20 protein-coding genes are annotated in these 22,761 nt (G+C 44.1%); all 20 read right to left on the reverse strand.

From position 1 onward, the window contains the following. Window positions 1-7: 7 nt before the first annotated feature. The 20 genes from D2910_RS06270 to D2910_RS06370 all read right to left on the reverse strand — a co-directional run bounded on the left by D2910_RS06270 (window position 8) and on the right by D2910_RS06370 (window position 22,756). Window positions 8-295 (reverse strand): cupin domain-containing protein, encoded by a 288-nt coding sequence (locus D2910_RS06270; RefSeq protein WP_117312780.1) that lies wholly within the window; start codon window positions 293-295, stop codon window positions 8-10. A gap of 31 nt (window positions 296-326) precedes the next feature. Beyond that, on the reverse strand, window positions 327-1,619 hold the full coding sequence (locus D2910_RS06275; RefSeq protein ID WP_205854587.1) for a TRAP transporter large permease: 1,293 nt from the start codon (window positions 1,617-1,619) through the stop codon (window positions 327-329). Further along, window positions 1,616-2,098, reverse strand: a complete 483-nt coding sequence (locus D2910_RS06280; protein WP_101801297.1) for a TRAP transporter small permease — start codon at window positions 2,096-2,098, stop codon at window positions 1,616-1,618. The genes D2910_RS06275 and D2910_RS06280 overlap by 4 nt, the downstream gene beginning before the upstream one ends. Before the next feature lie 73 nt (window positions 2,099-2,171). Continuing rightward, window positions 2,172-3,209: a TRAP transporter substrate-binding protein gene (locus D2910_RS06285; RefSeq protein ID WP_101801340.1), complete on the reverse strand. Its 1,038-nt coding sequence runs from the start codon at window positions 3,207-3,209 to the stop codon at window positions 2,172-2,174. 65 nt (window positions 3,210-3,274) lie between these two features. After that, window positions 3,275-3,832, reverse strand: a complete 558-nt coding sequence (hxlB, locus tag D2910_RS06290) for a 6-phospho-3-hexuloisomerase (protein ID WP_117312781.1) — start codon at window positions 3,830-3,832, stop codon at window positions 3,275-3,277. Next, entirely contained in the window at window positions 3,816-4,454 is a 639-nt protein-coding gene (hxlA, locus tag D2910_RS06295; protein WP_117312782.1) for a 3-hexulose-6-phosphate synthase, read from the reverse strand. Before hxlA ends, hxlB begins: the two co-directional genes overlap by 17 nt. Window positions 4,455-4,495: 41 nt before the next feature. After that, on the reverse strand, window positions 4,496-5,512 hold the full coding sequence (locus D2910_RS06300) for a LacI family DNA-binding transcriptional regulator (protein ID WP_117312783.1): 1,017 nt from the start codon (window positions 5,510-5,512) through the stop codon (window positions 4,496-4,498). A 283-nt stretch (window positions 5,513-5,795) separates the two neighbouring features. Continuing rightward, the gene (locus tag D2910_RS06305) at window positions 5,796-7,169 is read right to left on the reverse strand and encodes an SLC13 family permease (RefSeq protein WP_117312784.1); all 1,374 of its coding nucleotides are present in this window, start codon (window positions 7,167-7,169) and stop codon (window positions 5,796-5,798) included. Between the two features lie 65 nt (window positions 7,170-7,234). Beyond that, window positions 7,235-8,752 (reverse strand): FAD-dependent tricarballylate dehydrogenase TcuA, encoded by a 1,518-nt coding sequence (gene tcuA / locus D2910_RS06310; RefSeq protein ID WP_240633580.1) that lies wholly within the window; start codon window positions 8,750-8,752, stop codon window positions 7,235-7,237. A 26-nt stretch (window positions 8,753-8,778) separates the two neighbouring features. After that, a complete protein-coding gene (locus tag D2910_RS06315) occupies window positions 8,779-10,269 on the reverse strand; it encodes a tripartite tricarboxylate transporter permease (RefSeq protein WP_117312785.1) in 1,491 nt (496 codons plus the stop codon). A 13-nt stretch (window positions 10,270-10,282) separates the two neighbouring features. Then, window positions 10,283-10,732, reverse strand: coding sequence for a tripartite tricarboxylate transporter TctB family protein (locus D2910_RS06320; RefSeq protein ID WP_117312786.1), 450 nt, complete (start codon window positions 10,730-10,732; stop codon window positions 10,283-10,285). Between the two features lie 34 nt (window positions 10,733-10,766). After that, window positions 10,767-11,747: a Bug family tripartite tricarboxylate transporter substrate binding protein gene (locus D2910_RS06325; protein WP_117312787.1), complete on the reverse strand. Its 981-nt coding sequence runs from the start codon at window positions 11,745-11,747 to the stop codon at window positions 10,767-10,769. A 192-nt stretch (window positions 11,748-11,939) separates the two neighbouring features. Then, on the reverse strand, window positions 11,940-12,611 hold the full coding sequence (locus tag D2910_RS06330; protein ID WP_117312788.1) for a response regulator: 672 nt from the start codon (window positions 12,609-12,611) through the stop codon (window positions 11,940-11,942). A gap of 1 nt (window position 12,612) precedes the next feature. Then, window positions 12,613-14,244, reverse strand: a complete 1,632-nt coding sequence (locus D2910_RS06335) for a sensor histidine kinase (protein WP_117312789.1) — start codon at window positions 14,242-14,244, stop codon at window positions 12,613-12,615. A gap of 550 nt (window positions 14,245-14,794) precedes the next feature. Beyond that, the gene (locus tag D2910_RS06345; RefSeq protein ID WP_165850145.1) at window positions 14,795-15,841 is read right to left on the reverse strand and encodes a TRAP transporter substrate-binding protein; all 1,047 of its coding nucleotides are present in this window, start codon (window positions 15,839-15,841) and stop codon (window positions 14,795-14,797) included. 23 nt (window positions 15,842-15,864) lie between these two features. Then, on the reverse strand, window positions 15,865-17,130 hold the full coding sequence (locus D2910_RS06350) for a TRAP transporter large permease (RefSeq protein WP_117312792.1): 1,266 nt from the start codon (window positions 17,128-17,130) through the stop codon (window positions 15,865-15,867). Continuing rightward, window positions 17,130-17,699: a TRAP transporter small permease gene (locus D2910_RS06355; RefSeq protein WP_117312793.1), complete on the reverse strand. Its 570-nt coding sequence runs from the start codon at window positions 17,697-17,699 to the stop codon at window positions 17,130-17,132. The genes D2910_RS06350 and D2910_RS06355 overlap by 1 nt, the downstream gene beginning before the upstream one ends. Before the next feature lie 106 nt (window positions 17,700-17,805). Next, on the reverse strand, window positions 17,806-19,539 hold the full coding sequence (locus D2910_RS06360; protein ID WP_205854588.1) for a CocE/NonD family hydrolase: 1,734 nt from the start codon (window positions 19,537-19,539) through the stop codon (window positions 17,806-17,808). 171 nt (window positions 19,540-19,710) lie between these two features. Continuing rightward, window positions 19,711-21,207, reverse strand: coding sequence for an aldehyde dehydrogenase (locus tag D2910_RS06365; protein WP_117312794.1), 1,497 nt, complete (start codon window positions 21,205-21,207; stop codon window positions 19,711-19,713). After that, window positions 21,182-22,756, reverse strand: a complete 1,575-nt coding sequence (locus D2910_RS06370) for a nitrilase-related carbon-nitrogen hydrolase (RefSeq protein WP_117312795.1) — start codon at window positions 22,754-22,756, stop codon at window positions 21,182-21,184. Before D2910_RS06370 ends, D2910_RS06365 begins: the two co-directional genes overlap by 26 nt. Window positions 22,757-22,761 lie beyond the last annotated feature (5 nt).

A 22,761-nucleotide genomic window follows, 5' to 3' on the forward strand; every position in this document is an offset into this window, starting at 1 on the left:
CTATTGTCTATCGGCTCTCTGCCAATAGATCTTTCCGGATCGGCGTAAAGACATCCAACAGGACACATTCTTTCAGGACTTTTACCTGGTGTTTGCTGTTCGAAGGGATATATTGTGTATCTCCCGGATTTAAAATCCGTTTGTCCCCTTCGACATCAAACTCCAATTGCCCCTCTACAATGTAAGTGACCTGCTCTTCAGGATGCTGATCCACATCTCCTGCAAATCCTTCTGCCAAGCGTACTTTTACGACCATGACTGAACCTTCGCTTGATAAGATTTCTCTAGTGACCATCAAATCTTCCTTTCTTTAAATCCCCTGTCACCTATAGAAATAAGTCTGGATTTATTAATTTAGGCAAGTAAAAAGCAATTTCCGGGAAGAAAGCTACGAAGAGAAGAACTACCAGAATGATTGCAATGTATGGCAGAACTGCCAGCATAGACCTTTCTATACTCAAATCCCCGATCTTCGCCGCTAACAGCAGACATAGACCATATGGCGGAGTGATTAACCCGATCGCCAAAGTAATGACCACGATGAGCCCCAAGTGTACCGGGTCCATCTCAAATAATGTGGCTGTCGGCAAAATGATCGGCACAAACAGGATCATTGCCGGAATCGCATCCATGAACGTTCCGATGAACAAGAAGAACGCGATGATGATCAAAATGAATACCCATTTCGCCCCTACGTTGTCCACGAAGAATTGCTGGGCGATGACCGAAAGCTGATAATAACTCATCAATTCACCCAATGCACTCGCTGCTGCCAATGCAAACAACGAAAGGGAACTTAGAGCCAGCGTGTCTTTCAGAATGCCTGGCAAATCAGCTAATTTCAGCGTTTTATAATAGAACATACTGATTACAAACGTATAAAGGGATGCGACTGCAGCGGCTTCTGTCGCTGTAAAGAACCCGGTGATGATACCGCCGATAATGATGACCGGCGTGAGCAATGCCGGAAATGACTGAAGAAACAATTTAGAGAAAGATTTTAATGACGATCTTTCCGAGCGCGGATACCCTTTTTTCAGTGCCATGAAATAAACGAAAATCATCATGCTGACACCGATCAGGATTCCCGGCACAATTCCCCCCAAGAACAAAGCACCGATCGATGCGTTGGTCAATCCGGCAAAAATGATCATCGGAATACTCGGAGGGATGACTACTCCGACAGTGGAGGACGCAGCTGTAACTGCTACCGCTGTTTCCGTATCGTACCCCTGCTTTTTCATATTCGGAATAAGAATTTTACCGACACCAGCCGTATCCGCCTGTGCGGCACCTGATACACCTGCGAACATCATCGAGACCAAAATATTCGAATGCGCCAAGCCGCCTCTTATATGGCCGACAACGGAAAGGGCCAAATCAATCAGTTTTTGTGATATTTTCCCGTGATTCATCAAGTTTGCCGCCAATATGAACAGCGGAACGGCAAGAAGTACGAACGAATCGATTCCGTTCAGCATCTTGATCGGAACCGTAACTTCCGGCAATGTCTCAATGCTCAGAACGCCGATGAACGAAACAATCCCGATAACGAACGCAATCGGTACCCCTATTAACATGAGGACCAGGAATAAAACGACAAGTAAGATGCCTATCATGAACTGGCCCCCCTTTTCACCTGTTTGAAGTCTTTAAAGCCATTAAAGATATGGCCCAGCGTGTAAATCGCCATTGTTAAACCTGTGATTGGCAGCGCAACCCAGACGTAGCCCATCTTCATCTCTGGCAAAGCCACCCAATTGTAGTCCCAGAATGTGCTTGCTGCCTGTATTCCGTAATACAGCAAACCGATTGCAAAAAGCAGGACAATGGTGTCGAGCAGAAGAATAAGGCCGATTTTTTTAACGCCTTTTAATTTCAAGGCCAGAAAATCGAAACTGAAATGTTCACGCTGATTCACCATTACTGCAGCTCCCATGAACACGGACCAGATAAACGAATAATTTGCCACTTCTTCTGTCCAAATGATGGAAATGCCCATATGGCGGGAAACGATTTGAATCATGATGGCGATAAAGAATATCGACAGCATAACGACGCCAAGCATCATCTGTGCTTTTTCCAAGGTTTTTATCATGATTACCGACCTTCCTCCAACAGAGTAAAAGGAAGAATAGGCAAGCCCAATCTCCCCTCTGCTGATCAATAAATTATTTTAAGTCTCTTACTTTTTGGAGCAATTCTTCTACACCCATATCTTTGGCAGCTGCATCCTGCAACGGTTCAGCGATTTTAACAAATGGTGCCGTATCGATTTCACTTACTTCTGCGCCTTCAGCGATGGCTTTCTCTTTGTATTCTTCCTCTTGTGCATATAACGCTTCTCGTTCAGCGGCTACAGAAGCATCGGCAGCTTTCAAAATGATTTCTTGCTGTTCTTCCGTTAACTTATCAAATTCATTTCCGTTAACCAGTAAAAATCTTGTTGTGTAATCATGTGCCGTTTCTGTAGTATATTTTCCGTTTTTAGTCGTGTGGTGATTTTGTGCCACGAAATATGGATATGCGTTTTCAGCTGAATCCACTACGTTTTGCTGTAATGCCTGGTACAATTCGCCCCACGCTACAGAAGTCGGGACTGCTCCTGTTTGTTTCCAGAAGTCGGAAACTACACCGGAAGTTTGTGTTCTGATTGTCATTCCATTTAAATCATCCATTGTTTCAAGCGGTTTTTTTCCATAGAAATGTCTGACTCCAGCAGACCAGTAACCGACAATTTTAAAGTCGTTATTCGATTTTTCATTTACAATCGAAGCTACTTCTTCTCCGACTTCACCATCCACTACTTGTTCCCAATGATCAAAGCTGTCGAACAAATATGGAAGGGCAAACAAATCGACTTCTTTTACGCCTGTTTGCGTCATAAAGCCTGGGGAAACCAATACCACATCAGCGGCTCCCAATTTCAGCTTTTCAACCAGTTCGGATTCTTCGGTGCCAATTGTGCCTTCGTGAACTTCCACTTCGATGTTTCCGTCTGATTCACTTTCTGCCACTTCTTTAAATTTATCCAACCCTACACCATACGGCGTATCCGGTGTTGTCTGGTTATGCGCTGCAATCAGCTTGATCTTTTCTGCGCCGTCCCCTTCAGACCCTGAACCCGAACCTTCTTCACTGCCGCATCCTGCTAACGCAACTGATACACCCAAAAGCATTGCAAATGGTACTGACACTAATTTTTTCATTTTCATTTTAATTTCCTCCTAATTTTTCTATTTGAATTGCTTAGTCTATTTTTTTCAGCCAATTCTCATTCAAGATTGGCGTGACGGTTTTTCATGTTCTCGTGGCTGGATGTCTGTCCGTCTTTTTGAATCGAATAAATAATGATGGCATCAAGCAGCAAGTGCACTGATTGATCAAACTGGTTTCCAAGCGGCTGGATAGTAGGCGGTTCGCTTTCTCTCCTGTATTTCGTCGCTGCCGGGACAATAAGTACTCCGCTGCATAACTCTGCAAGCTTCGATTCCTTATTGGTCGTCACCAGGAAGACCTCTGCGTCTGCTTCTTTCGCTTTAGAAACGAATTGCATAACAGCGCCAGTAGAACCTGATCCCGAAATGGCAATCAGCAAATCTCCTTTTTCAATGCTCGGGGTAATGGTTTCACCAATTACATAGACAGTAAATCCGCCGTGCATCAGCCGCATGGCAAATGCTTTCCCCATAAGTCCCGAACGCCCCTCACCGTAAACAAATATTCGGTTAGCTGCATATACTCGTTCTGAAAGATGAAGCGCTTCCTTTTCATCGATATTCGACAGAACAGTGGAAACTTCATCCGCCACCGTCTCAATGATTGATTTCATGCTGGTTCATCACCCCTTTCAATTCCTTTGCCGCCAGTCCCGGATCTGGTGCAGCTGTTACGGCACTGCCAATGATTACGGTTTGGAGCGGTTTGTCCAACAAATCCGATAGACTCTTCTTGTTGATGCCACCGGCGATAGCAACCTCCATGCCTTCCAGATGTTCTGTCAGAGAAAACAGATCATCTTTCATTTCTCCTTCAAGCTGCATATCTTTACCGTAATGAAGGCTGACGAGATCGACACCTAAATTCTGGAGCTCGCTCAGCCGTTCAGGCTCTTTTACCCCCAGCAAATCAATCATGATCCGCTTGCCATACTGTTCGGCAACTTTCAGCGTCTCGGTAATTGTTTTGTCCGCTGAAAAAGCCATAACTGTGGTAATATCCGCCCCAGCTTCAAAAGCTTGGATCGCTTCATGTTTGCCGGCATCACAAGTTTTCATATCAGCGACCAGTATTTTTTCCGGATACGCTGCTTTGATATCCCGGACAATCGCCATGCCGTATTCTTTAATGACACCTGTGCCGACCTCAATCCAATCAACCGATGACTCAGTTTCTCTTAATAATTGAAAACATTGTTCCCGTGTTAAACGGTCCAGCGCTAATTGAAAGTTCATCTGATCTGTCCTTTCATGAAATAATCATTTCCATGGCTATTCTAAGATTGGATTCGCTTACTCGATTCTCTTATGTTCAAAACTGGTTCAAACCGGTAAATTTCTTCTTCAGGTACGGATTCTTTATCCGTGATTATCTTCAGCAGCAGTTCTGCCGCTTTTTTACCGATTTCAATGGTCGGCTGTTCAACAATGGTGAGGGGTGGTTCGTAGAACTCTGAAAACGATACTTCATCTATGCCGATGACTGCCAGCTCCGATGGAATTTGAATTTCTTTGCGCTTAATATGTTTCAGCACTTCGATTAGCACCAAATCATTTCCTGCCAGAATTGCCTGGGGCGGCGGCTGAAGAAGAAGCATTTCCTGGAGACCCTGGGCTACCTGAGTAACTTCTAAATTCTTGATATAATCCTCATTAACGGATACATCATTGTTTACGAGGGCATTTTTATAACCATTGATCCGCTCGACCCGCGGTGTAACATTTTTCACTACATTTGTTATTATTCCAATTCTTTCATAACCATTCTGAAGCAGATGTTCGACTGCAAGTCCGGCTGCTCTCTCATTGTCGAGCATGACTGAAGGGATTTTCATATTCGGAACGGTGCGGTCTACAAACACGACAGGATATTTGCTTTTAACCATCTCTTCATAAAGGGCTATGTTATTGCCGGTCGGAAGGATGATTATGCCATCCACTTGTTTGGCCCGCAGCATTTCGATATACTTCTTCTCTTTTTCCGGATCATCGTCCGCATTGCACACCATCACATGAAAACCCGCCTCATTGCATTCATCTTCAATGGTCCGGATAATCTGCGTGGAAAAAGTATGGAGGATGTTCGCGACAATAACGCCGATGGTCGTAGTGGATTTTTGCTTCAGGCTCCGCGCTAAAATATTCGGGCGGTAATCCAGTTCAATTATTGTCTGCTCTATTCTTTTCTTCGTTTCTTCACTCATGTAATCGAATCTATTGTTTACGTATTGGGAAACAGTACTCTTTGAGACATTTGCATGTCGGGCGACATCTGCCATCGTAACCGCTTTCATAAAATCTACTCCAAACTTGAAAATAACTTTATTTCGACTAAATCGGTTTACTAAACCGGTTTAGTAAGTTGTTTTACCAAGTATATTAAAAATGAAAGCGCTTTACAACCCTTTTTTCAAATAAATCTGTTTTTTCTTATCTGCGGTCGAAAGGTAATCCTCATAAATCAAGGTTTCTTCCATATAAAAAAAACCGAACCCCAATAAAAAATCTCTCAGAGGTTCGGTCATCTTTTATTCCCTTATTCGGCTGGTGTCAGGTCATTGGTCCGCTAATCTAGTTCTATAACAATAGTCGCCAGTATAAACTTGCCGCCAATGTGATGACCATTACCCAGGCAATCATCGAAAAGCTGCCGATTTTCAGCAAGTCCCGCTCTGTAAAATACTTATACGAAAAAGCGATCAAATGGACTGGGGATTGGGTTACAAAAAGAAAACCCGGGACGCCGGCAAGAAATACCGCCATCGTGACGACACCTGGGGAAAGCCCTGAAAGTGATTGCCCGACTGTAACGCTGAGCGGCAGGATGATGGTCAGCAGCCCCAGGACATTTACAAAAATCAGCCTGATCAATGCAGTAATAAGAATCAGCAGGAAAAGTACCAGAATAGGCATTTCCAACGGTATATTGTTGACAAGAAAATCTGACACCAGGTTAATCGTACCGGTCTGGATCAACATGCCGGCAACCATTATCGTAGCGGCGAAAAATATGACCATATCCCAATCGATGGCTCTTTTCGCCTCTTCCCAAGTCCATACTCCGATTTTCGGTGTGATGGTAAGTGCAGCACCCAAGAGCCCTGTCAGCGGAATGGAAATGTCGTGGAAATGCTGTGTGCTCCAGAGAACCAGGATCAGGATGAGGATAAAAATCACTTTAATCTCCGGCAAACTGAGCCGCCCCATTTCTTCCGACTTCTTATTCAAAGTTTGCAGCAATGCCTGAGAATCAATTTTCTCAGGTGGAAAAACAGATAAGGAAATGAGCCACAGAATAAGTGCAAACAAGATGGTTGGCGGAGCAAACAACAAAAGCCAGCTTACGTAATTCAAGCCTTCCATATTTTCATTTAGTATACCGAATGTATAGATGGTGGAACTCGCACCCGTAGCTACGACGGATCCTGAAATAGATGTGATATAGGCAATTCCGATGAAAAGGGATTTGCCAAGGTTCTCCACTTCGCCGATTTTCCGGACGTTTTTCAGCAAGTCGTCGAATACTGAAGAGACTAAACTTCCTTTGCCCACATTCGAAGGGATCATCAACGACAGCAGGAACATCAGCACGTAGGAAATCAGGATCAGGGAACGGCTCGATCCTTTAGACATTTTCAATACTGCCAATGATACACGGGATGCCAGTCCAGTATTGATGAACGAATGGGAGATGAAAAAAGTCGAAAACAGCAGCCATACAATATCCGATCCGATATATGACAATGTCTCTTCATAGCTGAAAAAGTGAAAAGATAAAATAAGCATCAGAATGATCGAACTGTGAGCCAAAGGAAAGACGCGGCCAATCCACAGGATCTGGATGATTGCCAATGCAGCAAAAGCCTTCAATTCCAATGCGAAGTTTGAGTAGTCCGGAATGAAAATCAGATATATTCCGAGTGCAAGGATCATGAGAATCGTTTTTTTCATATGCAGGAAACTCCTTTAATCAGCAAAGCCGCCAATTTTCATTGGCGGCTTCGTTATCCATGAACTTATTTGCTTACAGCGTCGCTCATTTTTTTGCTGTACCGGCCTGCAGAAGTGCCGGCAATTTTCCCGAAGACCGCCCCGGACATCAAACCGGAACCTCCCGGATAGTTATGATAGAAGATGCCACCCACCATTTCGCCAGCTGCATACAACCCTCGGATAGGCTTTTCTGTTTCATCCAATACCTGGCCTTCCGTATCGGTATGGATACCGCCGAATGAAAACGTAATTCCACAAGTCACGGGGTAAGCATAGAACGGACCTTCTGCTATCGTATTTGCCCAATTCGTTTTTGGCGGCACGATTCCTTCTGTACGTTTGCCGTCTTTAACAGAAGGGTTAAAGTCACCATCTTGTACAGCGTTGTTGTATTCTTCGATTGTCGCAAGGAATTTATCTTTGTCGACAGGAAGCTGATTGACCAACTGTTCCAGCGTTTCCGCTTCATAGAAAGTGGCTTCTTCCAGATTGTATTCATCCCGGAGCAATGGCCGCGTTTTCGCATCAAACAATTGGTATGCCACATGGTCCGGCTGCTTTAAGATTTCTTTGCCGTATTTGGCATATGTGTAGTTGCGGAAATCTGCTCCTTCATCGACAAAACGCTGTCCGTCTTTGTTCAGCATGATGCTGAGCGGGTACGAGTGCTTTTTGTAGATATCACCAGGCTTTTTGAAATCGCCGACTTTAGGCGCATTGGAGTCGGTGCCGATTGAATGGCATCCAGACCATTGTCCAAATTTCTGCGCACCCGCAGCCAGTGCCATATCAAGACCATCGCCGGTATTGTATTCAGTGCCCCGGACGATGGCTGCCTGCCACTCTTCTCCGATATGCTCTCTGCGCTTGCTCTTATCCGCTTCGAAACTGCCGTTCGCAAGAATGACGCTGGAACTGTGGATGTCCACTTTTTCACCGTCGATTTCTGCAACTACTCCTTTAACTTCTGCGCGATCCATCAATAATTCCACAGCGCGGGCATCATAACATACTTCAATGCCCAATGTTTCTGCACGCTCGAACAAGGAACGCATTAACCCAATACCTTTTTCTTGTGTCTTTAACGGCAAGCCGCCCCAAAAATGTCTTTTTCCATTTTCGACAAAAGATTGATTTCCTTTATTCAACTCGAATACTACCCCTTGATCTTTCATCCAGAGAATCGTTTCAAGTGATTTTTCCGTCAGGGTTTTGGCAAGCGACGGTTCACTTTTGCCTTCTGTTACACGCATTAAATCATCATAATATTCTTTTGCATCATATTCGGGCATCACCGTATTCGCCGCTTCTTCATCACTCAACAAGGGAATGACTTTGCGGATGTTCTCTAAATCACCGTAAGCCGCCCGGATGGCACCATCTGTGAAAAAGGAATTGCCCCCCTTTTTCTCTTTAGGGGCCCGCTCCAACACAAGAATTTTTGCGCCTTGCTCGCTGCCGGCGATAGCCGCACATAAAGCAGCATTTCCTGCACCGACGACTACAATATCATAATGGGATTGAAGTTCATTTTTTGTCACCAAGATTTTCATCCTTTCCATTTGTGCTATTCAGTTTGCTGTTTCCGTCTCTTGAAAGCTTTGATGATCAGCGGATAACACAGTGATAAAGCAGTTAAGACGATCAAGCCGACAGCTACAGGTGAACCGTAGAAAATCGAAGCACTTCCTTGCGAAGAAGTGAGTGCCATACGGAAGTTTTGTTCCATGTCCCCGCCGACAATGACAGCCAGTATCAATGGGGCGATCGGGAAATCCAAAATCTTCAGCACCAAACCGAAATAACCGAAAACAAGCAGCAGGAAAAAGTCTACTGTACTGTAGCCAAGCGTATATGTACCGATAAACGCCAGCATGATAATGATTGGGTACAACACTTTTGCTGGAGTATCCAGGATTTTAACGAGCAGTCCCACCAGCAATATATTGATGATCAAAAGTGCTATATTGCCGACAAACATACTGTTGACTAACGTCCAGACCATCTCAGGCTGATTTTCAAAAAGCAGTGGTCCCGGCCGGATGCCGAGCATGATTAACGCTCCGAGCATAACAGCTGTTGTACCGGAACCCGGAATTCCCATTGTAAGTAGCGGGATCAACGCACCCACAGAGGCTGCGTTATTGGATGATTCCGGAGCTGCAAGGCCTTCAGGTGCGCCTTTGCCAAATTCTTCAGGATGCTTTGATAATTGCTTTTCAGTCGTGTAACTCAGCATCGAAGCGATTGATCCGCCTGCACCCGGAAGAACGCCAATGATAAATCCTAGTGGGCCATTCCGTAAGATCGGCCATTTTGAACGATCCCATTGCTCTTTGGTGAACCAAATTTTTCCGACTTTCTTTTTTTCTTTTTTATGGTCATCATCAATATTCATAAAGTTGTACAGAACTTCTCCAACTGCATAAATTCCGATGATGACAATCAGAAATTCCAATCCTTCACTTAAATGCGGGATACCGAACGTAAAACGGTAAACACCGCTTTGCGTATCGACACCGATTGTCGCGAGGAACAGACCGATGAACATGGCAATGAAGCCTTTTACCATCCGGCCGGTGGAGAGGGAGATAATGGCCGAAAGTGTCAGCAGCATCAATAGAAAATACTCAGCCGGACCAAACTTCAATGCAAATTCAGACAGTGGTTTAGCCAGGATGATGAATCCGGCCGTCGCCATGATGCCGCCGATAAACGATGCTACAGCAGAAAGGGCCATCGCTTGACCGGCCAATCCTTTTTGGGCCATCGGATACCCATCGAATGTTGCAGCTATGGCTGAACCGTCACCTGGAGTGTTCAGTAAAATCGAACTTCTGGAACCTCCATACATTGCGCCATAGTAAATGGCTGCCATTAAAATCAGCGCACTGACGGGATCCATGCCAAATGTCACCGGAATCAGGACTGCAACTGCGGTAGCTGGACCAAGACCCGGCAGCATCCCTACGACGGTCCCTAAAAATCCGCCGATCACAATCCACATTATATTGATGGGTTGCAGTGAGGTCATTAAACCTTCTAAGAAAGCATCCATTATTTTAAACCTCCTACGGTAAACTTACGCCAAGCAATTCACTGAAGGCATACCAAGACAGAAATGAAAAGACGAGGGTCACTGAGATATTGACCAGCCATTTCTTTGGACCATTTACCAGGAAAAGCAATAAGCCAAGAAAAATTATTGTTGAAACCAGGAATCCGACAGACTCGAATATCAATGCATAGATGGCACCGAGCACAAGAGTCGCAATAACCAGCAGCGGTGTTCTGCCACTGAACAGCTCAGAAATTTTTTCATTGATATCGTGCAGACTTTTAATTTCCTGAACCAAATAAATTACACTGAAAATGAAAAGGAAAATGCTGATTCCCACCGGAAAATAGATCGGGCCGTTCGCATTGCCCAAATTTGCTCTTGGCAAATTCAGGCTTGCGAAAAAGCACACGATACTTAGCGCTATCAGAAATACAGGCATGCCGATTTTAAATAGTTTCATGAGTTATACTCTCCTTACCTGATGACAACACGATTTATTTTGCCATTCCTGACTCTTCCACCAATGTTGTATACAATTCATGCTGTTCTTCCATAAACTGTTGCGTTTCTTCGCTGTTTTTATAGAAACCGGACCAGTCATTATTTTCCATGACTTCATTCCATTGATCCGTTTCAACCATTGCACCGAGTTTCTCATCCCAGAAAGCAATTTCCTCTTCAGTCATATCAGGTGGTCCCATGATACCTCTCCAGTGAGGAAATTCCATGTCTACACCTTGTTCTTTATACGTTGGAACATCATCCAGCTCTTCCAGTCTTTCGCTTGAAGACACTGCCAGTATGTTTACTTTGTCTGCCAAATGCTGTTCTTTCACTTCAGACAAGGAAGTGGTGACTACATCAACATGGCCGCCCAATAAAGCTGTAACCACATCACCGCCGCCTTCATATACAAGGAAATTCAATTTTTTCGGATCGACTCCGAACTCTTTTGCCGCTTGCACAAGAGACAAGTGATCATCATTGCCAAGAGCCGGCCCTACACCAATATTGATGGAAGAAGGGTCTTTTTTCATTTGGTTCATCAGATCTTCAAGGCTTTGATACTCAGAATCCGGCGCAACCGCCAGTGATTGCCATTCCGTCGCTAAAGTAGCCAAAGGCGTAAAATCTTCATAAGTCAGTTCACTGGAGCCCAAAAGCTCATTCGTCAGCACTAAACTTGAATTTACCGCCAGCGTATGTGCATCCTGCCCTTGAAGATACTTCCAGCCAACTTCACCGCCGCCGCCAGGTTTGTTTGAAACAGTAATATTTTCTTCCACAAGGTCATTGTCCTGCAAAAGTTTTTGGACAGAACGGGCAGTTAAATCCCACCCGCCACCAGGAGATGCAGGCGCTACCACTTCCAGGTTTTTTTGCGGGAATTCTTCACCGCCGCCTGACGCTCCTGAATCAGAACATCCCACCATTGCTAAAGCTGCTGCAGCTGTTACGAATAAGAATTTCTTCATTTTTTCCACTCCCTTTTTGTTTTTTACAAAACTAATAAGTTGTCTGAAATAATAATAAACTTCGAACATTAAGAATGTAAACGTTTTCAAAATATAGAAATTAAAATTTATTGTCGCTATTTTGTTCATTAAATTCACGGCATGTCATAACAAAATAAAAAGAGCCGGCAGATCGAGCTGCCGGCTCTTTTACTATTTACTGTGGAAATACTTGCGCTCCGGACGTCCTACAATTCCATAAACGCTTTCCGCTCTTGCCTTTCCAGTCCCGACGAGATATTCCAGGTACCGGCGGGCAGTTGTACGGGAAGCCCCCATTTCACTGCCCACCTGTTCTGATGTTAATCCTTCCGGCCGCATTTCGATCAATTCGACCACTTTCCCCAAGGTGATTGAATCTATTCCTGTCGGTAAATTCTTTTCTTCTTTAAGATTATAGCTGAATAGTTTTTGCAAATGGCCGGCTTCAATTTCCCCTTCATCCTCATTCAGTATTTCCTTAAATTTTTTATATTCTTCGATTGCTTCAGTAAATTCTTCAAGCTGCAAAGGCTTTATCAAATACCGAAATACACCATATTCCATCGCTTTTCGAATAAACGGCTTTTCCTTGGCTGCTGTAATCATGATAATATCGACACCCGGATAATCCGACCTGATTTGGTGCAGCAAGTCTGTGCCCAAACGGTCCGGCATATAGATATCCAGCAGTATAAGATCTACTTCATGCATATTCAGCATTTCAATGGTTTCTTCCGCGTTTTTCGCCTTTCCCACCAAGTCAAGGCCATCAATCCGCTCGATAAAAGCTTCGTGGATTTGTGCTATCCGGTAGTCATCTTCAGCAATAATGATTTTAATCACTTTAGCTCCCCTTTTCCACTGCTTCAATTTCTTTCTTCAGATAAACCGTGAACGTAGTGCCTTCCCCGAAACTGCTCTCAACTTCAATTTCTCCGCCTAAAATGCTTATTTCCTTTACTACGTTATAAAGTCCGTACCCACGGCCAGTTCCTTTTTGTGAATAGCCTTTCTGAAAAATCGTTTGAGCCAGTTCGTCCGGTATGCCGTCCCCGTTATCAGTAACCTCGAAAATGACATCATTTCCATAATCGGTTGTAAACACTGAGACGTAACCTCCATTTCGGCCACTTACCGCTTCCAGCGAGTTGTCGATCAAATTGCCAAGAATCGTCAACAATGGCATCAGACCAATGTAATCAGGCAAGGGTTCCAATGAGCTGTCAGGGTGAATATACAGATTCACTTTCGTTTCCGAGGCACGGGCAATTTTTCCGATAAGAATCGCCTGGACCTTTTCATCCAGTATATTCTGGTTCAGAAAATCAGTGCTGTTTTGCTGCTGTTGTGATTCTTCATTCAGAAACTCCAGTGCTTCCGGGATTCGGCCCAGTTGCAGCAAACCGAAAAGCACATGTAATTTATTTTTGAATTCATGTGTCTGAGCCCGAAGATCATCCGAATACTGTTTGACTTCATTCAAAGTATTGGCCATTTTGCGTATTTCCGTTTTGTCTTTAATGCTGTATATAATGCCAATTCTCTCTTCTTCCTGGTAGACAGGCTGTGCATCTGCGATCAGCATCTGCCCATTGTATTCAAATTCAACCGTCTCCCCTTTTTGAAGGTCCCGTAAAGTATGAAAAACCTTTTCCGATTGGATCACATTTCTCAGTTTTTTGCCTTTCACCTTTTCCTTAATCTCCAAAATAGTTTTGGCTGCAGGATTGGCCATCGTCACTTCTTCATTTGCATCGACAACGACCAACCCTTCCCTGATGGAACGGAACACTGCTGTCCGCTCGAGATAAAGGGAGGCGATTTGATTCGGTTCAAGACCCAGCATATCTTTCCGTATATCCCTGGCCAGAATCCAGCTGCCCAAAAGTCCTAAAAGTATGCCTGCAAGCGATATATAGATGATTTTTTTCGCTCCATCCACGATTCCGCTCAAAATCTGCCCTTTGTCATAAACCACCATTGCCGTGCCCTGCATTTTATAATAAGAACCGTAATCTATCTGAATTCCCGAAACACCGACGAGCAAAGAATCTTTCCCTTTCCCCACGGTCGTTACATAACTGTTGCCAAACATCTGGGCGATCCCAGTAGCCTCTTCTTGTAATGCTGATGCCATGGGTTCATCAATACTGTCTGAATCCATTAAAAAAACTTGCTCCCTGTCACGTATGATTATCGATGAGGCATCTACATCCTGCCGGATACTATCTATTACGAGCCCCAGTTCTTCACTATGTACACCTTGCTGGAACGCTTCTTGAACCGCCGGCATATAGGACAGCGTCTTTGCTGTCTGTAAAGCGATATTTTCTGCAGCTTCTATATCTTCCTGATAATCCATAATGATTACAAGCGTAGAAATACTCCCTACTATGAGCATGATGATTAATAGGGCCAGCCCTGTAATCTTGATCTGGATTGGTATATTCGAAAATACCCGTTTTTGGCTCTTCATCTTTTTGTTGGACGAACCTCCTCTTTAGCTGATTAGGTTGTTCAAATATTCCGTAATTTCCACCTTACCATAATATCAACTTTCGTAGCAGAGCTGTTTTTACTATTCGCTTGCCTTCCTGATGAAATTCATATGGACAGAATATCATTAATCCCTTTAGCGCCAGACAGCAGGTGAGCATAAAAAAAACCGAACCCCAAGAAAAAATCTCTCGGAGGTTCGGTCATCTTTTATTCCCTTATTCAGCTGGCATTAAACTTTTGATTGAATTGATGTACTAATGACTAGCCATTACATCTAACAGTAAAAACTACTCTTTGATTTGGAGTTAAGTTTATCAGCTGTCATCACAGCCAAAAGTGAGATGGCGAGAAAGAAGAGCAGGTATAGCGATAAACTCAGTACCCCAAAGTCCCTTAGATTCAGAACTATATAAATTCCAATACTTATAGACGAAATGTAAAGCAACATAGTTATTGCCATTCCATCCCTCCTCATCAAGATGCCGTGCGTGGATCAGTCCGGTATTGGTCCGCTTACTTACTATTGCTTATTGCTCGATGGCTGCTTCAATATCAGTCAGCAGCGTTTCCCCTTCTTCGCCAAATTCAGCGATGTAGAAGTCTCTTACAGACTGGGTTTCAGCGATAAAGGCTTCACGTTGTTCAGGTGTAATTTCCACAAACTCTATGCCTTCATCTTCCATAATTTGTTTTACTTCTTCGATATTTTCATATGTTGCATCAACGGTTACCGTGCGGCCTTCATCAAAGCCTTTTTGGATTGCCTCCTGATAAGCCGGATCCAAGCCATCAAAGAAATCTTTGTTCATAATGATCAATTGGTCCAATACTCCGTGGTCGGTCATGGTCACAACTTCCTGAACTTCGTGCAGTTTCATGTCGTAGGTCGTGTCCAATGGATTTTCCTGTCCATCGATAGTTCCTGTCTGCAAAGCATTATAGGTGTCTGCGAAAGGCAGATCTGTCGGAGAAGCACCTAAAATGTTGAATTGTTCAAATAAAACTGGGGACGGCATGGATCGGAACTTTAATCCGTTAAATGCTGCCGGGTCATCTAATGCTACAGGGCCTGTGAATTGTTTATAACCCGTGTGCCAAATACCCAGGGTTTCAATTCCAATATCATCTGTCTTGCTGAGCAAGTTGGCCATTGCTTCACTGTCCTGCAATTCCATCAAAGCATCTTTGTCATTCGGGAAGAGGAATGGAATATCGAGCAAAGTGATCAATGGTTCAAATCCGCCCATAAATGCTGTTGGAGAAATTGCCATTTCGATATTGCCCATTTGAACACCTTGAACGATTTCAGTCGGGTTGCCTAGCTGGGATGCCGGATAAATTTCGACTGTCACTTGTCCATCTGTTTCAGCTTCCACAACTTCTTTAAACTTCTGGGCGCCTAAATCTCTGGCACTGTCTGGAGCCGATGAATGCGCAAGCTTAATTGTTACGGCTTCAGCAGAATCTCCCCCACTGCTTGCGGTTTCATTGGCAGCGTCGTCTCCACCACCACACCCTGCAAGAATCAAAGCAGCGATTAATGTCAACATTAGTAGGAATTTTGGAATTCTCATCTTTTTCGCCTCCATTTTCATTTTTAGTTTTTAAACCACATGATTAAATCGGGAACAAAAGTAACCACCAGTAATAATCCTATAGATATTGCCAGGAACGGCACTAAACCAGGTAAGATTTTCTCATAAGGAAGTTTGAATGTACTCTGCGCAATGAATATATTTAAGCCGAATGGCGGGGTTATCATCCCAATCGTTAGGTTGAATACGATAATCAATCCAAGGTGAACAGGATCAACACCCAGTCCAAATGCGACCGGAGCGACTAATGGCACCAAAATAATAACAGCTGAGTTGGGGTCGATAAACATGCCGGCAACCAGGAAGATCAATGTCAGCAGCAGTAAAACGACGACTACCGAATAATCTCCCAGTAGACTGTTGATCATTTGTGGTAATCCACCGATGGTCATTACGTACGATATCGCTTTACCAGCCGCAATCAGCACCAGTAACATGGCAATGATTAAACCTGATTTGGTCGCCACACTGCCCAATTCTTTCAGTTTTAAGTCTTTGTAAATGACAACTTCTACAAAAATAGCATATGCTACAGCAACAGCAGCAGCCTCGGTGATGGTTGTGATGCCGAGGTAAATACCGGAAAGAATAACGATTGGAAAGCCCAATGCCCAACCTGCTTCAACAAATGCTTTCCCCAAATTCTTGAATCCGATAAATTCTTCTTTTTGAATTTTATTCTTTTTCGCATAAAAGTAGCTGTATACCATAAAGGCTACTCCCACCATGATCCCTAAAATCAATCCGCCGGAGAACAAATCCCGTACAGAAGCTGCCGGAGCTACCGTGGAGTAGAGAATCATTGCGATGCTCGGCGGAATGAGCATTGCCAAGCTGCTCGAAGCCAGTACCAATCCGATTACAAAATTCGGCTTATATCCTTTTTCAACCAGAATCGGATAGACAATACCTCCCACTGCAACGACTGCCGCTGATCCGGCACCGGAGATGGCACCAAAAAATAAACAAGTAATAATCGTTGCTATAGCTAAACCACCAGTTATATGGCCCACCATGTTGTTCGCCAGATTCACCAGCCTTTTGCCAATTTGCCCTTGAGATATTACATCCGCTGCAAATATGAAGAATGGAATCGCAAGGATGGAGAAATTATTGACTCCACCAACCATTTGTTGCAGCAATATATCGGGAGCTATGTTTGGAAAATTCTGAATTAAAACAGCGAAACTGGGTATTAATATAGCCATAAAGACTGGGAATCCCAGGAGCAGAAAGAATATGGCCAATGGAAACAGACTGGCGACCATTATTTTATCCCCCTCTCACTTAAATCAGCTATTACTTCTTTTGAGAGAATATTTTTGATAAGCAAATGCAAAAAGTTTTTAGCGGTTAAAAAACACCCTATCGGAATGGCCATATAAACATAGCCTAACGAAATATCCAATGAAACGGACATTTGATTGGCAGCAAAAACTGCCATTGTTAAGTTATATCCAAGATAGGTCAGATAAACAAAAAACAAGAAACAGATTGAGAGAATCGTTACATTGATATATTTTTTAACTTTTCCATGCATTTTATTTAAAAATAAATCTATTTTGACATGGGATCCTTGCCGGACACAATAACTCATTCCAATAAAGGTAATCCACACGACCATGAAGCGCGGCAATTCATCTGACCAGTCAGGCGAAAAACCCAGGAAATACCTTGCTATAACAACACCAAATACTATTGCAGATAAAGCCAATAATCCAAAAGAGAGAATAAACTTCTCAAACACTTCGATTATCCATCGATCAATCCACGATAGGATTCTGATTACTGGATTAGAGTGATAAGCTTTTTCCGACTTACTAATGGATTCCTCCATTTAAATACACCACCAATCGGCTTTTGGGAGTCTTTTGTAATAGTAATGCAGATAAATATATTTTCAGCAAAACTACTACTTGGATCTCCGTTACATCAGTTCGTTCTTAGTTATTGTTTGGGATGACAGGGACCAAGAAATACGAATCTTTGCCCTCGCCAGTATAAAGCGTAATCTTATTACCAAAAAGACTTTCCGGTCGATCCACTGGATCATCGTGCCAGTATGCTCCGGAGCCGGTCATGAATTTCGTATGGAACCGGACTCCCTCATTAGTATTTTTATAATCTTTGCCTCCAATGGTCAGTGCCAGTCGATAGCCCGCTGGAATGACGATTGACGAAGGCCATATTTCAATATCGAGTTCATAAATGTCACCTGGAGCTAGAGGCTCGATTTCATCATGCGTATGGAACGGACGGTAGAACTCACTCTTAACTGGATCTAATTTTCGGTGAGAAGCCCGCAGCCATCCTTGTGAAATCGGCGTGCGCGGATCCATCGCTCCACTGAATACAATCTCACTGTTTTCAGGATCGAACACCCGGACGGTCAGAAACAGATCTGCATCTTCAGTCGATGAAGAAATGAACAATTTAGAAGCCATAGGGCCTGTTACTTCCGTCTCTTCAGTAAACGGTTCACTCGAAAATGTGACTTCATCTTCCATTGCGCTGTATTGAACCGAGTCATTTTCAGTTACGGGGTTAGCGCTGAATCCGTTATTTTTTGAATCAAGATAGAACTTCTTCCAATCTGTCCGGGCGAGTGGCCACTCCTGTTCTTCGCGTTGAGTAAAGCTGTCGACTCCTCTCACTTGCAGCTGAACCGGCGCCTGTTTATCCCATCCACTATTTTCTCCTTTAAGAAAATGATCAAAAAATCTTTTTTGAATTTCAATGCCGTAATCGGTATAAAAGTGTGTCCAATGTTCCAGACCATGGACCTCTAGCCATTTTTGATTCGAAGCGGCTCTTCCATAAGCTTCAAAATTCCCTCGGGAGTGAAGTCCAATTCCTCCCCAGTTGGCTGCTGAAAGGAATGGCACAGTGATTTTGGAGAAATCCGCCGTACGTTCTTTATAATATTCGTCATTTTCCAGCGGATGCGCCAAAATCTCATCACCCAAAGCCACACGGTTATTGGCTAATTCCTCCTGTGAAAGCGTTTCTGGTCCAGCCACATACTCGCCATTATTCGGATTTTTGCTGCCATTTTCGCCCACACCATGCTGTACCGTCAGGATTTGTGGCAACCACGTTTCCCAGAAAGTTGATACGATACCCCCGTGGTGCGTTGCATCACGATACCAGTCTGATGATCCCTCCCACGGAATCATGGCCGCTAAATGTGGTGGTTGAAGTGAAGCCACTTGCCATTGGTTCATTGCGTAATAAGAAATCCCGGATAAACCTACTTTGCCGCTGCTCCATTGCTGTACAGCCGCCCATTCGATGCATTCATAATAATCTTGCGTCTCCCGTTTTGAAAATGGATCAAGTTTGCCGGGAGAGCGTCCGGCTCCCCTGGAATCTACACGGACACAGACGTAGTCATCCGGAACCCACTTCTCAGGATCCACCGCTTCCCAAGTTTGATACTTATTGGTAGAGCCTCGTTCTACATCGGGGTGTTCAGAAACCATCAAGTTCCATTGACGGGAATACGCCTCCTGAAATGAAAGTCCTTTGGCATAAGGTCCGTATGAAAGAACGATCGGATAGCGCCCTTCTTTGATTGGCCGGAAAACGTCCGCCCTCAGAACGAGACCATCATCCATTTGGATGGGAACGTCCCATTCGATTTTCATACCATCTTTTTCTTCAATTTTATGTTCCAACTGATTTCCTCCTCTTTGAAAAATTTGAATCATTCAATTAGCAAAACTCAGTGCAAAAACAGCTCACTTGCTTTTATTTCTTAGAGAACTTTCAAAATCGGTTTTGTGAAAAATTCAAGAAAAAGATAGTATCTTCTTCTTCGCCTATGGACAGCGTCCACTGAACCAAGTTCAGCTGTACCTTTTAACTTGCCCTGAGCCATCAAACCAATCAAATGCAGTTCTGCTGGTATTGACGATGACGTTCCTGATTTTTGTATAATCCTTATAGCACTGAATACTGTTTTCCGAGCCAATGCCGCTGTCTTTAAAGCCGCCCCAAGGAGAAGAAGGGTCAATACGGTGATGATCATTTATCCAGATGATGCCGGCTTCGAGTTGATTCGCGAGCCAATGAGCATCACGGATATTATTGGTCCAGATCGACATCGCCAATCCCATTTCCGTGCCATTTGCCAACGGAATTAAATCATCCTCGATATCATTGTATTTAATGATGCAAGTGACCGGCCCGAAAATTTCTTCCTGGGCAATGCGCATTGAATTATCCGCTTGCGTGAAAATGGTTGGCGTAATATAGAAACCCGGTGGCGTCTTTTCATCAGCAGGTGCTCCGCCGCCATAAGCTAATTTAGCGCCTTCGTCGATACCGATTTGAATGTAGTTTAAAATCTGGTTGTATTGTTTTTCCGAAATGACCGGGCCGATATCTGTTTCGACGTTTTTCGGATCACCAATCACTAATCCTTCTACCTTTTTTATAAATCGCTCCACAAATTCGTCATGGAGCGAGGCAGGCACTAAAATCCGGGATCCCTGCACACAAGTTTGTCCTGCAGCGATAAAGGATGCAAAAGCCGCGCCATTGACAGCTTCGTCCAAATCAACATCCGGCAAAATCAGCACCGAAGCTTTGCCGCCCAGTTCAGCGGAAACTTTTGCCAGGTTGGAACCTGCTATTGCAGCTACTTGCCTGCCTGTTTCCGTTCCGCCAGTTAAATCAATTTTTTCAATTGCTTTATGCGAAATCAGTGCTTTCCCCACAACATTGCCGTATCCCTGCACCACATTCAGAATACCGTTCGGCACGCCAGCTTCCTTTGCCAGTTCTGCTAAAAAATATGTCGTCAACGGTGTGTTTTCTGACGGCTTAATAACGACTGCATTGCCGGCTGCCAGGGCAGGCGCCAATTTTTTCGTAAGGATTAATAACGGATGATTCCACGGTGCAACCAAAGCCACCACACCCAGCGGAATTCGGGTGGTGTAATTAACAAATCCTTCGCCAAAAGGTGGCGAAAAATCATCCAATGTCTTTAATACGCTTGCATAGTATTCGTACCACTCAGGTAGGCGGCTCAGCTGCGCCTTCATTTCTCTGATCGGCCTGCCGGTCATCATGCTTTCCAGCTCGACCAGCTCTGGTAATGATTCTCTTAAAATAGCGGCGAAGCGGTTGAGCACGCGGTAGCGTAAATCTTTGTTCACTGCCCAATCAGATGTTTGAAAAGCTAACGTTGCGGCTTCTACTGCTTTGTTAACGTCTGTTTCATTGCCTTCAGCCACTTCTGCAATTATTTCCTTCGTGCTTGGATTAATAACCGAAAAGTATTTTCCGGAATCAGAGACAAATGGATCTCCATTAATGAACTGCTCTATTTTCTTCATTCACAAGACCTCCATAAAAGTTCGGCCTGCGACTTTTCACAACACTGGTTCCGGGCACTACTTCTTTCACCCGGCTCAACGTAAATGATGCAAAGCCGCTTGCTGCATGTACTTTCTCGCTGCTTAGGGTGGAAGCGATTACCGCCCCGGCAGGATCTATAATTTGGCTGACCGCCTTCTGTGCTGCTTCGGCTTGGGCCGATACTATAAACATTCGATTCTCCGCAGCCCTTGTACGGCCAACATTGCTTGCAACTGAATGTTGCAGCCGGTTTGGCCAGACAAGACAATCGGCTCCCAACAGCATCAATGTTCTTGGATATTCAGGGATCAACGCTTCCTTATTATGCATGATGCCAATTCTGCCCCACCTTGTTTTAAAAACTGGCGGCGTTACTGTTATTAATTTGCCATTGTGTAAGGTATCATAAATATCCTGTATGCCTTCACTTGTTATGAGAAAACTGGTCATCGTGCCATCCAAATTATCCTCAGTACAGATTGCCGTCGTATCTTTCTCTAAAATGCTGCTAACCGCACTTTTTGAAATCGGGAAACTTACTGGAGGCATACAAATTATTTGCCCGCCTTGATGATTTAGCCGCGAAATCATTTGAAGGTATTTTTCCGGTTCCTCAAAATCTCCGGCTGCGACAGAAATGAACGGCGTAATATCTGCAGGAACTACTTTTTCCTCCAGGATCTCCATGATTGGCAATGACTCCGGTTCCGCTACCAAAGTTTTATACAGCAAAGGTTCTCTGGTGATTCCCAAAGCTTCATTTGGTGAAAGGATTCGACCGCTTAGATCGGTAGGAATTTCAACAGAAACGATTTCATCACTATCGGAACCCGCTTGATGGACACACGTTCCATCTGGAGCGAATACTCCTGACCGTCCAGCGTAGGTTATCGAATTTGCCTCTACACCCCATTTATCAGAAACAGCCAGCCAGACTTGATTTTCCAAAGCCCGAACAGACAGCATATACGCGCTCTGCACGTTGTGCAGTCCAGAAATGTCAGGTCCCGTCGCGGTGAGATTTGCCAAGTCGATAATGAATTTGGCGCCTTGCAAAGCTGCCAGTTTAACTATCTCCGGCATTCTCGCATCCGCACAAACCACAAGGCCGACCTTCCCGAATTCTGTGTCAGCGACTGCTACGTCGTCTCCGGCAGTAAACCAAACACTGTCGAAATGCCAGAGGAAGGATTTACGTTTCTTAATAACTTCTTCTCCATTGCGATCAATTAATATTGCCGAGTTATAGACGATTTCCTCTGACTTTTCTGCATAACCGTAAGCAATGTATACTTTCTGATCTTTTGCGAGCTGTTTTATCCTAGCCAGGTATTCATCTCCTTTACTAAGAATAAAATCAAGATCTCCTTCCTCGCGGTTCAGGAAGTAAGCGGGGAATGCACATTCCGGCACCAGAATGAGATCATTCTCTTTTGATGCTTTCAAAATATGATCTTCGAGTTTAGCCCATGCTTTTTGAAAGTCCTTTAAGTCATTGGCTTGAACTTGAATCGACGCAACCTTCATAGAAG

The organism is Planomicrobium okeanokoites (assembly GCF_003428875.1).
Taxonomy (GTDB): Bacteria; Bacillota; Bacilli; order Bacillales_A; family Planococcaceae; genus Planococcus; species Planococcus okeanokoites.